The 13,231-nt window shown below is 60.9% G+C and carries 10 protein-coding genes; 7 read left to right on the top strand and 3 right to left on the bottom strand.

The features are described from left to right. Positions 1–10 precede the first annotated feature (10 nt). The 7 genes from SMA01S_RS04465 (at position 11) to SMA01S_RS04435 (ending at position 9,119) form a co-directional block, all read left to right on the top strand. Complete coding sequence (locus tag SMA01S_RS04465; RefSeq protein ID WP_066817842.1) at positions 11–976, top strand: hypothetical protein; 966 nt, start codon at positions 11–13, stop codon at positions 974–976. Between the two features lie 42 nt (positions 977–1,018). Next, positions 1,019–2,803 carry an ABC transporter ATP-binding protein/permease gene (locus SMA01S_RS04460; RefSeq protein ID WP_066817839.1) on the top strand — a complete coding sequence of 595 codons (1,785 nt, stop codon included), beginning with the start codon at positions 1,019–1,021 and terminating at the stop codon, positions 2,801–2,803. Positions 2,804–3,069: 266 nt separating this feature from the next. Then, a complete protein-coding gene (locus tag SMA01S_RS04455) occupies positions 3,070–6,141 on the top strand; it encodes a TonB-dependent receptor (RefSeq protein ID WP_066817835.1) in 3,072 nt (1,023 codons plus the stop codon). 111 nt (positions 6,142–6,252) lie between these two features. Continuing rightward, on the top strand, positions 6,253–6,576 hold the full coding sequence (locus tag SMA01S_RS04450) for a thioredoxin family protein (protein ID WP_066817832.1): 324 nt from the start codon (positions 6,253–6,255) through the stop codon (positions 6,574–6,576). A gap of 10 nt (positions 6,577–6,586) precedes the next feature. Beyond that, positions 6,587–7,537 (top strand): hypothetical protein, encoded by a 951-nt coding sequence (locus SMA01S_RS04445; RefSeq protein ID WP_066817829.1) that lies wholly within the window; start codon positions 6,587–6,589, stop codon positions 7,535–7,537. 89 nt (positions 7,538–7,626) lie between these two features. Beyond that, positions 7,627–7,950: a thioredoxin family protein gene (locus SMA01S_RS04440; RefSeq protein WP_066817826.1), complete on the top strand. Its 324-nt coding sequence runs from the start codon at positions 7,627–7,629 to the stop codon at positions 7,948–7,950. A gap of 104 nt (positions 7,951–8,054) precedes the next feature. Beyond that, on the top strand, positions 8,055–9,119 hold the full coding sequence (locus SMA01S_RS04435; protein WP_245649149.1) for a PLP-dependent cysteine synthase family protein: 1,065 nt from the start codon (positions 8,055–8,057) through the stop codon (positions 9,117–9,119). Between the two features lie 47 nt (positions 9,120–9,166). Here SMA01S_RS04435 and phhA read toward each other — a convergent pair whose 3' ends face one another. The 3 genes from phhA to SMA01S_RS04420 all read right to left on the bottom strand — a co-directional run bounded on the left by phhA (position 9,167) and on the right by SMA01S_RS04420 (position 13,195). After that, positions 9,167–10,057: a phenylalanine 4-monooxygenase gene (gene phhA, locus SMA01S_RS04430; protein ID WP_066817820.1), complete on the bottom strand. Its 891-nt coding sequence runs from the start codon at positions 10,055–10,057 to the stop codon at positions 9,167–9,169. A 22-nt stretch (positions 10,058–10,079) separates the two neighbouring features. Then, a complete protein-coding gene (locus tag SMA01S_RS04425) occupies positions 10,080–10,403 on the bottom strand; it encodes a hypothetical protein (protein ID WP_157093794.1) in 324 nt (107 codons plus the stop codon). 662 nt (positions 10,404–11,065) lie between these two features. Beyond that, a complete protein-coding gene (locus SMA01S_RS04420) occupies positions 11,066–13,195 on the bottom strand; it encodes a TonB-dependent receptor (RefSeq protein ID WP_066817814.1) in 2,130 nt (709 codons plus the stop codon). Between the last annotated feature and the right edge of the window lie 36 nt (positions 13,196–13,231).

Below are 13,231 nucleotides of genomic sequence, written 5' to 3'. Positions count from 1 at the left end.
GGAGTTCGCAATGCCACTTCGAGCGTTTCTTGGCGATCCTGCCTTGAGAGCCGAGACGCTCAAGCGCGTTCGCGAAAAGTGGGAAGCGCGACAAATCACCCCTTTTATCTTTCTGAAATGGTCGACCAAAAACCCCATTGCGTCGCTGGCCGGGACGATCGCGGAAACGCAAGATCCGGGACAATTCGTTGCTAGGACAGGGATAACGCTCGAACTCGCGCTTCTGTGCGAAACACTGATCAACGCCGGCATCTCCTTTGTCGACGATACGGAAGCCCCGCTCGGCTTCGTCATGCGCGGCGATGATGCGATATGGTCGTTCGGGACCGAGTGGTTGGACGCGATAGAAGTCGATGACGACGTAAGCGATGTGGTGACGCGCTTCATGCCGGCCTTTCTCTCGCAAATCCTGTCCGACGATTTCCCCTTGTCACCTCAGACCGCGTCAGGAGTGCGCGCGGTTGCGCATGAGATCATCGATCTGTGGACGCGCGAATTGGGCGGCGAAATTGTCTCCCGCCAGGAATGGCGGGCCGTGCGCGCCAACGCGCTTCGCGCGTCCGAGACGAGCGGCGATCCCGAGGGATATCCCGTCGCGGAACTCGTCGAATCCCTGCCATGGCCGCTGACCAGCATCGCGGTGGAGTTTCCAGCGATCTGCCAAAAATTCCTGAATTCGTACTTGCAGGTCCTGGCGGTGCGGTTCCTGCCGGAGCAGGATCAGATTGATTGGATCAAGTGCCTCGTCGGGGCGCGGGAACTAAGCCGTGCTCGAGGCGACGCGCGGTTTGCAGACGCCTCGGACGAAGATATCCTAAATCACCTTCCTCGGGTAAAACGCGCGATGCTCGCGACACAGCAGCCAGAGGCGGTGTCCCGGATGGACGCTGCCAAACAGCGCGCTCGGCCGCTCATGGTCCCCTTTCTGCGCGAGCAGATGGACACCATCCTCACTCTCCTGCGCCGGGACGTCTGATTTCCCGCACAAAGCCTTCCTCCAACCGAGACTGTACGTGCAATGACCGACACCTATGTGACCGATCCATCCGCGGAAGACGCAGCAAGGGCGGAGAAGCCGCCGGAGGTTCCACCCGGCACGGTCTGGCTCCATGTGAAATATGGCGCCGGCATGATCTGGCGGTACATCAAGGCCGACCCAGTTCTCGGGACGCTCCTGATTGCATATCAATTCGTCCAGAGCACCGCGACGATGGTGGTCACCATGAAAATGGTGGTGGGGTCCGGGGCTCTCGTCACCGCACTTGCCGCCAAGAACGGCGCGGTGATCCCAGGAATCGTCTGGCAGCTTCTGGCCTACGCAGTGGCAACGGGCATCCTGGGCGTGATCGGCGTATGGTCACGTCTCGCCCTTCGCATTCGAATGCGCAGGGTGCTCACGACAAGGCTCGTCGATCGCTGGATGCAAGATAACCGTTTTTTCCATCTCGAGCAGCGCACCCAGATCGACTATCCCGAACAGCGTATCCAGGAAGATATCTATACCTATGTAGAGAAGGTTACGCTGATCGGCGTGTCGGTCGTCGCGTCGGTGTTCAGCGTTTTCCTCTACACATCGCAGCTCTGGCGCCTGTCGCCGCCTGTTGTCATTCCGGCATTGGGCACGACCCAGGCCATTTCCGGGTTTCTCGTTTACGTGGCTTTCGGGCTAGCGATCCTGATGACAGTGCTCGTCCACTGGGCAGGGCGGTTGCTGACGCGGGCCGAAGTCGTTCGCCAGCGGCTCGAGGCGCAATTTCGTCTCGAGATGCAGGCGATCCGAGGGAACGGCGAAGCGATAGCCTTCGCGCGGGCTGGCGGGATAGAACGCAAGCGTCTGGCAAACACCTTCCACCTAATCATCATCAACTGGCGTGCTTATACGACAGCGAACATGCGCATTACGCTTGTCAGCGGCCTTCCCGATGTCTTTCTGTTCCTGTTTCCCTCCCTGATCTGCATTCCCTTCGTTTTGCAGGGCAAGATGCAGGTCGGCGACATTCAGGTCGTGGCGCAGTCATTCGCTTCTGTATACATGGGTATCAGCACGATCGCGACGCAATATAGCGAGTTGGCGATTTTGCGTTCGTCCGTCGCGCGACTGCAGTTGTTCGATGAGTTGTTGTCGATGCCGCTGGAGAGCGGTATTCGCGTCGAGGCGATCTCTGACCAGCGCGTCGGCGTACGTGACCTCAATGTCACCTACCCGGACGGCCAGCCGATGGTCGAACTGGATGATCTTCAAATCGCGCCAGGCTCACGATTGCTCGTGCAGGGTAAGTCGGGCGCAGGCAAAAGCACGCTGCTCCGCAGCATCGCGGGTCTGTGGCCGTACGGAGATGGCGATGTAAAGCTCCCCGAGCGCGCCAAGATCGCGTTCCTGCCGCAGCGCAACTATATGCCCGACGGGACGCTTGCCAGCCTGATGTCCTATCCCGATGCGCCGGATACCCACGATGATGCGGACTATGTCGAATTGCTCGAGGCATTCGGTCTCGCGCGACTGGCGCCGCAATTGCACAACTTCATGCCGTGGAACCGCATCCTTTCGCCTGGGGAGCAGCAACGCATAGCCGCGGCACGGGCGATCCTGGCGCGTCCTGATTTCCTCTTCGTGGACGAGGCGACCAGTGCACTCGACGCCCAACTGGAAGAGCAGCTCTACAAGGCACTGGTCCAGCGCTTGCCCGGCGCCGCGATCATCTCGGTCGCGCATAGGGAAAGCGTCGCTGCCTATCACGATCGGCGCTTGTTGATCGAGAATGGCGTAGCGACGGTTTCGCCGCTTCGCCCTGAACCGGCTTGATCGTTGCGAGGCGGATCGCACTATCCCAGCGGAACACCCCGCCTTTGGGGCCCGCGAGCGTCTCGCGCTTTGTGCCAACCGCGCAGAGCAAGTCGGCGATCCACGGACGCGCTTCGGTCGCGCCCATCGAAACTCGTCGGATACGAACGTGCGCGGTAGCGGCGCGACGTGAACTTTTAATGACGTCGGCATTGGGGGAAACGGAGCAACCGTGCGTCTACCTCTCGAATAGGGGAAATCGCGATAGCGAAAGAAGGGGTAGAACGATGGCCGTCGAGAAGCTTTTGAGGTTCAAGCCGTGGCTTGGCGCGAGTGTGGTTGCGCTGGGTATCTCGCTTGCCGCACCCGCGGCCCACGCCGATCCAAAATCTTTCAACGTGCCCTCCGAGCCGGCGGCCAAGGCGATCCCTGAATTCGCGCGTCAAGCGGGCCTGCAGATCGTGGCGCCAAAGGGCGGGCTGCGAGGCATTCGTACCTCCGCTGTCAAGGGGGCAATGGAGCCCCGGGACGCGCTCGCGATCCTGCTTCAGGGTAGCGGTCTCGAGGTGGCGAGCGACGACGGGCGGGTGATTGCGTTGCGCGCCGCGACTCCGGTTGTTGCGGCCCCACCCGCCGCTGACGCCGACACCCCGCCGCAGGCCTCGGTCGAGGGGGTCGCCGATATCCTTGTCAACGGGCGGCGCTCGCTCAACAATGACATCCGCCGTAACCGGGACGACATCCAACCCTATGTCGTCTTCGACTCCCAGCAACTGCAGCAAAGCGGCGCGCAGAACGTCGAGGACTTCCTGCAAGCGCGGCTTCCGATGAATGCGACGCAGCAGACCCAATCTCAGGTTGGTGCGGGCACGCAGGCCACGGGCCGTCTGGATTTGCGCGGGCTGGGTACCGATGAGACGCTCGTTCTTGTCGATGGCCGACGCCTTCCCAGCATCTCGACCGGCGACACGTTCGGGCAGCCGAACATCAATGGCATTTCGATGTCGCAGATCGAGCGGATCGAAGTGCTGCCGGCGACGGCGAGCGGTATCTATGGCGGCGGTGCCACGGGCGGGGTCATCAACATCATCCTTAAGCGCGATTATTCGGGCCTGGATCTCGAAGCTCGATATAATGACGCCTTCGACTTCAAGGCGGGGCAGAGCTATTTCGGGATCAACGGCGGCTGGACGTTCGAAAAGGGCCGCACCCGCATCATGGGGTCGTATTCGCGGTCACGGGCGGGCAGCCTGTCATCCAGCGACCGCGATTTCTTTCGACGCAGCGCCCAACTGCAATTTCGCAACGATCCCACCAATTCGACAATATTGCTCGGCGGCCCCAATATCTGTTCGACCAACGATGGTTTCGACTGCTCGACCGATCCACTCGTGCTCACTAGCGGCACGACACTCAATTCCGCCGTCACCAGCGTGCCCGACAAGTATTCCGGCAACCCCGCCGACCTGGCGGCGCGCGCTGGCAAGCTGATCTATGACCGCTCGAATCTTCCGATCTGGACGGCGCCGAACGTTACTACCTACAATGCCGACATCCGGCATGAATTCGGCAAAAACGTTGAGGTTTTCGTCGATTTTTCGCGGGATACGTCGAACAGCGTCAACTTAACGCCGATCCAGTGGACGCTGGACATCGCCCCGGGCGCACCAGCCAACCCGTTCCAGCAAGAAGTGCTGGCGTTCATCAACATTCCAAACGGGTTGAAGCAGTTCGAGAATGTCCAGAATACGCGCGTCAACGCCGGCGCGATCATTCACTTGCCCCATCGTTGGAGCGCTGCGCTCGAATATGATTGGCTGAGGAACAAGGAGCGCAGCACCCGCAACGTTATTTTAGGCCCATCGTCAGCCGAAGCCGAGGCGGCGCTCGAAGCCGCGGCGTTCAGTGATCTCAGGACCAACCCGCTCGCAAACCCTCTATCGCTTTTCGATGTATCTTCCTCATCCGGCTCAACTGGGACGACACTGCAGACAGCGTCACTGCGGCTGGGCGGGCCGGTGGTGAAGCTGCCAGGCGGCGACCTCACGGCAACCGCCTTGCTCGAGCGCCGTCGCGAGGCGAGCGACGAGACGGTCAACTCGTCTTCGTTCGGTGGGCCAGACATGTATTTTTGGACGCCGAAGGCCGCTCAAAACGTGGAGTCGGCTTATCTGGAACTGCGCGCACCGATCGTCGGCGCGTCGAACGACGTACCATTCATTCACGAACTGGAACTCATGGGATCGGTACGGCACGACCGATACGATACGCGGTATTCAGGCTCCTCCATTCCCGTCGGTAGCGCGACCGGGCCGTTCCCCGATGAGGCTGCGACCACCAAAAAGCTCTCCTCGACCAACTACACGTTCGGGTTCAAATATGCGCCGAGCCAGGACATCGCCTTCCGCGCGAGCTGGGGGAATGGCTTCCTGCCGCCCAAACTGGCCAACCTTCGCGCCGAGACGCCCGCAGTCTTTAGCGATTTCCTTATCTTCCTGCTCAATTTGCGCGACCCGGCGCGGGGCAACGCCCTCATCCCCGGCCCGCTGACGATATTGGCCGGCGGCAATCCCGATCTGCGTCCCGAAAAGTCGAACAGCTTCTCGGCTGGCGTCGTGCTGACGCCAAGGTTCGTCTCCGGTCTCCGGATTTCAGTAGATCTGACGTCGATCCGCAAGAGCGACGAAGTTCTCAATCTTCCGATCTTTTTTTACCTCGCGAATGAGGCATCGTTCCCGGGCCGCATCATTCGCGGCCCCAATCTGCCGGGCGACGCTCCCGGAACACCGGGCCCGATTACTGCCGTGGATACGTCCGCGATCAACTTGTCGAAGTCGAGGCTTCGTGCCGTCGATATGCAGGCCGATTACGACATCAAGGATACCGGCTTCGGAAGCCTGCACTTCTACGGCATCGCCACGCACACGATCGAACTGAGCCTGACGTCCTTGCCGGGTCAGCCGTCGGTCAATCGGGCCGGTTTTTTCGAAGGACCGCTCAAGTGGCGCGCGAACGCGGGCGTGGATTGGAAGAAGGGTTCCTGGAGCGCGGGGTGGAACACCCAGTTCTACGGAAGTTATCGCGTGTGTCAGTCGGTCCTGACCGCCTTTACCTGCGCCCAGGAAGAGGCTTGGCAGGGCGCGAGTAAAATCCCCAGCCAGAATTATAGCGATATCTATGTCAGCTACGAGTTCAAGACGGGCGGGATTCTCGGCCATTCCAATATCCGGGTCGGTGTTCAAAATCTGTTCAACCAGAAGCCGCCCGTGGTGGCCACAGGGATCGATCAGACTGGATATTCGTCATTCGCCGATCCACGACTGCAGCGCTTCACCCTGGCGCTGCGAAAGCATTTCTAGCGCCATGCGGTGCCTAGTTCCTGCCTTTCGAGGCGGCGGATCGGGCGCCAACTCGCGTCGCACCCGGCAGCGGCGCCTAACGACAGTCCGCCCATTTTGATCGAGTGAAATATGAGCGACATCACCGCTGTAGATGAGGCCAATTTCGACAACGAAGTCGTGGCCAGTGACCTTCCCGTTCTCATCGATTTCTGGGCGCCGTGGTGCGCGCCGTGTCGCGCACTATTGCCGACGATCGAGGCGTTGGCCCCGATGTATGCGGACAGTCTCAAGATCGTCAAAATTGATATCGACGAGAATCCGGCATTGAAGGAGAAGTTCAACATCCAGTCGATCCCGCAATTGTACCTGACAAAAGCGGGCGAGCACATCGCGCGCCTTACGTCCCGGACCCGCACGCAGCTAGCCGCCGAACTCGATGACCTCCTACCGTGAGTCTTGCGAGATGACCCTTCAAGCCTTCGGCGGTAGCCCGGCGGTAAAAAGCCAATTGCTCGAGCCGGTGCGGGTGCTGTGGAACGCTCGCGCGTTGGCGCCGGACGCGAACCTCAACTGGAAAAGCGACGGTCAGCCGAATTCGATCAGCGGCGCGCTTGCCGAAACGCACGATCGCGGTGAATTCGAGCAACGGACCGGCATTCCGGCAGATTTGGCGCAGCTGTGCGAGCAGCTCATCGCCGCCGGAGTGAGGAAATCCGAGGCGCCGGATGGGGGATTCTCGCTCGACGCATCCGATACGGTATTGGTGTTCGGTACTGAGTGGCTCGATGCAATTCGGCCTGGGGTCGACCTGAGCCTAGTCGTGCCGCACTTTGCCAGGCACTGTCTCGACCTTTTGCTCAAGCCGAATTTCGCCTTGGCGGCGCACATCGGCGCTGATCTTCGCGGCGTGGGATTTCAGATCCTGTCCTTTTGGGATCGCGAACTCGCGGGGCAAAGCACGACCCGCGGCGATTGGCGCGGCGTTCAACGCGCGGCCATGACCGCAACTGCGAAAGACACCGACCCCTGGAGCTACCGGGTCGCGACATTCATCGAGGCAATTGCCTGGCCTGTTCAATCGGTGTCGCGGGAATTTGCCGGCCTGTTCGAGCCTTTTCTGTTCAACTGGCTCCTGTATCTCGAGACCGCGTTCATGACCGACGAAGAGCGGATCGATCGCGAGCATCTGCTTCGCGGCTGGAAAGCCATGGCGACGGCGCCGCGCGACGAGGCTGGGAATATTGATTTCGACCCGCTGGAATCGCTCCCCGAGTCGAGTCGAGTCATTTCAAGCGACCACATCATGCGGACGATGGATCGGATGACGGCTGTCCGAGAGGCTGCCCGAGATCGCAAGGATGAGGTGATCCGTGCCCTGATGAACACGGTGCTTACCCTTGTCGACAGTGCCTGAAGAATCCGTCGCCGGCTCGACGGAGAGGCGCGCCGACGCGTCGAAATTCCTGACGGCTTCATTCCTCGCGCACAACAGAGGATCAGAACATGAGCGCAGACATCACTCCAGTATCAGATGAAAACTTCGACATCGAAATCGGGCAGAGCGAGCGGCCCGTCCTGATCGATTTTTGGGCGCCGTGGTGTGGACCGTGCATGGCGCTCCTGCCGACGATCGAGGGCCTGGCATCGGTCTACGGAGACGATCTGAAAGTGGTGAAGGTCAACATAGACGAAAATCCTCTGCTGGTGGAAAAGTTCGGCGTCCAGGGAATTCCGAATCTGACGCTCGTCAAGGACGGGAAGGCTGTTGCTCTGCGCGAACGCACCCGCACCCGTCTGGTTGGGGAAATTGACGGTCTGCTCGGTTAGCCGCTCACCCTTCGGCTCGAACCGGCATGACGACCGCAAGATGGAACGTTTTAAATGACAAACGAGCGTCGCGAACGCGCGGCTGAGCCATGCGTGGTGGGCCAGTGACGATCAGCAATAACCGTCATTGGCTCAGCGAATCCATTCGACTGATTGAGGCAGATTTCAATCGGTCCGCCGATACCCACCTCATTCGCCTGCCGCTGCCGCGCCATCCGGGTATCACCTTGTACCTGAAGGATGAGAGTAGCCACCCGACCGGCAGCCTGAAACACCGTCTGGCGCGCTCGCTCTTCCTGTACGCCCTCTGCAATGAGTGGATCGGTCCAGACACTTGCGTGATCGAGGCATCGTCCGGCTCCACCGCGGTCAGTGAGGCGTATTTCGCTAAAATGCTCGGACTGCGGTTCATCGCGGTCGTGCCTTCCGCGACCGCGGCGCCGAAGCTGGACGCGATCCGCTTCCATGGCGGAGAGATCCACTCTGTCGACGACCCGCGTACCGTCTATGACGTCGCGCACCGGCTAGCGAGGGAAACGGGTGGCCATTATCTCGACCAGTTCACCTTCGCGGAGCGCGCAACCGACTGGCGCGGCAACAACAATATCGCCGAGAGCATTTTCGCGCAGATGGCGCATGAGGAGCATCCCGTGCCGGCCTGGATCATCTGCGGAGCAGGAACAGGCGGTACCTCGGCAACTGTCGGTCGGTACATCCGCTATCAGCGACATACGACGCGGCTGTGTGTAGCAGATCCCGAGAATTCCGTTTTCCACCGTCATTATGCCAACCCCGCCGTTACCGAGCTTCCCGAAGGTTGCTCGAGCCGGATCGAGGGCATCGGTCGTCCGCGTGTGGAGCCAAGCTTCGTTCGCGGTGTAATTGATCGGATGATTGCCGTTAGCGACGCCGACTCGATCGGTGCGATGCGTGCGGTCTCACGGATGTTAGGGCGGCAGGTTGGCGGGTCGACCGGAACCAATATGGTGGGTTGCCTTGCGATCGCTGATGAAATGGTCGCGGCACGGGAGGAGGGCAGTATCGTCACGCTGTTGTGCGACAGCGGCGATCGCTATGCGTGCACCTATTATGACGACGCCTGGTTGGCAGAAAGATCGGTCGATTGGGGGCCGATGGCGGAGCGCATCACGTCATTCTTGCACGGCTGATCGGAGATAATCCTTTTCAGGTTTGCTGATCAGTTGAACGCGAACGCTCACGTTTGGGCAATCTGGATCGCGGTACGACTGCGGGCATAGTCCTGCGTGCCGTTGGTCAGCACTTCATCGTCGGGCAAGATTTCGGCGATCCTGATATCAGGCTGCGCCTTCAGCTGCTCATAAAGCGGCGCGAAGTCGGTCTCGACCGTCACGCGGAGCAATTCGTCGAAGCTGGGGATGACGAAATAATTCTGCTGGAAATCGTCGATCCGATATTCGGTCCGCATCACCCGCGCGAGGTCGAAGCCGATACGGTTGGGGCTGGGGTCGTCGAGCGCGAACTGGCTTTCGGCATAGCTCGACACGATCCCTGAGCCATAGATGCGCAGGCCCTCGGGCTCGGCGATCAGGCCGAATTCGACCGAATACCAATAGAGCCGTCCGAGATATTTCAGCGCGTCCAGCCCCAGGGCGCGCTGACCGCCCTGGCCATAGGCGACCAGATAATCGGCGAATACCGGGTCGGCGAGCATCGGCACATGGCCGAACACGTCGTGGAAGACGTCGGGCTCCTGGAGATAATCGAGCTGGTCGGGACGGCGGATGAAATTGCCGGCGACGAAACGACGATTGGCCATATGGTCGAAGAACGCGTCATCGGGGACGAGGCCAGGGACGGCGACGACCTGCCAACCGGTGAGCTTCATCAGCCGCTCCGACAGTTCCTCGAAATCGGGGATGCCGGGCTTGGACAGCTTGAGCACGTCGAGCCCGCGCAGATAGGCTTCGGACGCGCGGCCGGGCAGCAATTTTGCCTGGCGCGCGAACAGAGTATCCCAGGTGGCATGCTCTTCGGCCGTGTAGTGTGCCCAATCCTGGGGAATCGTCCAGTCGGGCGCGGCACCGGGCGACGGAGCATTGGCGACATGCGGTTCTGGTGGGCTCACTCGTCTTGATCCTTTTAGTGGCTCAGGCGTCCAGGTTCGGCTGCGTGTTGGCGCATTCCAGCCAGACCGCTCGCCTGACCGACATGTCAGCCGTAATCTTCTCGAGAAGAGCTGTCGCAGCCATGTCCGGCAGTGCCTCGATCTCGACACGAAAATGCTGTCCGGGAGGCTGTCGCTCGGCGCAAATGAAAAAGGGAACCCTGCCATGCCGGGCGATGAGGCCAAGCACTCTCATTAGGCTGTGCGGACATGCCTTGGCTATCACGTGCATCGTCGCGATATGTTCGCGGTCTACTTTTCTAAGTGCGGCTTCGTGCGCGCGTTTGGCGCGATAGGGTTCATTCATTTGACGTCTCGCGATTTCAAAGGAGCGGGCACCGACATGCGGTGTGCCCGACGCGCCGATGCAGCGAAGCCGGCGGCTGGTATTTGGAATCGCCGCGCCCGCGATTCCATGTGATCGCTGCGCTGGACTTACGTCGCTCCAACGACCCCGTCGCGGGAAAAGGCAGCTCCTTTGTCATGAGTTTCCACTTTCTGTCCTAAGGGAGACGCACGAGGCTCGGTTTTCCGTAAAAAAAGCTCGTGCCAAGGTGCTGGGTTCATCACCCAACTTGAGCGGGAGGACGTGCCGTCGCACAGCCTGAATTGAACCGGCCTCCGTCGCCGCCGCCCATAACCTCGGTCGCGGGTCAAGATCGCTAAAGCCCTTGGCGCTGCGCGTTCTGTAGATGTCGCCGGGATGCATTTCTTCTCGCCGCCGCACAGCCCCACCGAGGGTTACCGCCACGGGTATTACGCGGGTCGCGTTTTCGATCATAAATTCACGGTGGCGTCGTACCGGTTGCGCTCGCCGCTTGTCATGCTACTCCGGCGTCGTTCGTCGCCAAGTTCGAAAAGCAGTGGTTTGCGCGCACGCAAACCACTGCTTCGCCGCTAGGGATGCGGCGCGTCCCGATATTGGATAGACGATCGTTTGTGTCGCGGCCCCATTGCCAAGGCGCGTGCTTATCGTCGAAGACTGAGTGTGAAGCCAAAAGTACGCGGCGGCTGCAAAGCGAAGTCACCGCCCGTCGGGGTGTTCGCCTTCAGCGTGACAATCCAGCTATTCTCGACATTCTTCACAAACGCGCCAAGCGACCAGGCATCGTTCTTGCCGAAAAAGGTCAGGCTGAGATCGGTCTTCGTATAGCCCGGTCGCCGGCTGAACGCCGCGTGCGAGAACTCGCTCCAGTAAGACGTCGAGAAGAAGGTATCTGCCCGTGCCGCCAGGCGGCCACCGCCGAACCGCCAGTTATGCTCGTAGGACGCGGTACCGCTCAGGCCGGGGGCGGAAGGGACTTCCTCGCCCGTGACGTCGATCTCGGGTGCCAATACGATTGGCCCCCCTGGTGTGGGGATCGTCGTCGCTGGGATGATGAACCGTCCAAAGCGGGAATGGAGTGGCGAGAGCGTCAGGTCGAATTGATCGTCTCGAGTCGGCCGGTAGCTCATCTGCAGCTCCAGACCATAGACCGTGGTCTTGCCTTGGCTGTTGAACACGAGCGCGCTCAACCCGCCATAATGGGCGAAGCCGAGCGATGACACCTGGTAGTTGTCGTAGCTGTAGTGAAAGCCCGACACGTTGAACTGAAGTTTGTTGTCGAACAGCCGCGTCTTCACGCCGGCCTCGACCGCGCTGAGTCGCTCCGGTTTGAAGGTGTTGAACCCGGGTTCGTCGGGGGTGAAACCGCCCGCCTTATACCCGGTCGAGAAGGTCGCGTAGAGCAGGGCTGACGGTGCAAGGTCATATTGCGCGCCAACGCGGAAGTTGACCGCATCGGAATCGAGTACACCGCCGAACGGGCCGGAGGAGCCAGCGGGACTCGAAACAAACGTGTTGCGCTGCGTCTTATGATCCTTGGTGTACCGCACCCCGCCGATCAGGCGCAGTCCTTTAGTGACCGGCACGGTGGCATCGGCGAATGCGGCATAGGATTCGGTCTTCAGCTCGGGTTGGTCGTTGATGATGCCCTGGTTCGTCAGCACCGCGAGATTGGCGAGGTTCGTGTTGTAATAATACAGCCCGGCCACCCATTGCACCGGCGAGGCGGTGGGGGATGACAGGCGTAGCTCGGAGGTGAACTGGCGCTCGCGAACCCGCTGGCTGTTGACGAAGCCATAGGACTTGCCGCTCGAATCGAAGGTATAGTTGGAAAAGGTGGGGATGAAGGTCACCACCACGGGGCCGGTGTCGACCCGAACGGTCGAGAAGGCGGTGACGAACTTCTGGTTGAGTTGGCCGCGGATGCCATCGTCTACCGCATGACGCGAACCCTCGGGTTCGGACGCCGCGATCGACCCCGGGCCGACGCCACCGTCATGGGCATAGGATCCGCCGACAAGGATGCGGACCGCGCTGCTGGGGGTCCATAGCAGCTTCAACCGGCCGCCAAAGCGCTTCGCGTCGTCCTGGCCGGTGTCGTAGTAGCCGGTGTGCGATTCGCTGCCGAAAGCGGCGCGCATCGCGAACGTTTCCGACAAGGGCACATTGATCGCGGCATCGGTCCGGACCAGGCTGTAGTCACCGACTGTGACCTGGCCGCGATAGCCGAAGTCGTGCCCCGGATCGGCGGTCAGGATATTGGCGACCCCGCCAGTGGCATTGCGGCCGTAGAGCGTGCCCTGCGGCCCCTTTAGCACCTCGATACGATCGAGGTCGTAAAGCCCGCCGACGACGGCACTCGCCTGCCGAATATAGACGCCATCGATGTTGGTATTCACGCCCGGGTCCCCGGCCGCCGAATCTAGGCTCGTGCCGACCCCTCGAATGTTGATGTTGGCGCCCTTGTTATTGGCCTGAACAAAGACGCCCGAAACGTGGGAAAGCGCGTCATCGATCGTAGAGACGCCGCGGTCTCGCAGCTCATCGCCGCTGAGGACAGCGATCGTCGCCGGCGTACGTTGCGTGGTGTTCGAGCGGCGCTCGGCGGTTACGATGATATCGCGGACGCCTTGGTCGCTGTCAGTGGGCGCAGCCGCCGTCGTTGCCTGCGGCGGAGCGGCGTTGCTTGCCGGTACCTCGCTCTGGGCCTGGGCAGGCGTGTACATCAGGAGCGCGGCAAGGCCGGCGCTGCTCATCAAATATTGTCGGGTCATGTCCCCTCCTCCAATTCTGGTGCTCTTGCGGCAATC

The sequence above is a fragment of the Sphingomonas mali NBRC 15500 genome, assembly GCF_001598415.1.
Classification (GTDB): Bacteria; Pseudomonadota; Alphaproteobacteria; order Sphingomonadales; family Sphingomonadaceae; genus Sphingomonas; species Sphingomonas mali.
This window is presented reverse-complemented; position numbering and strand designations above follow the sequence as displayed.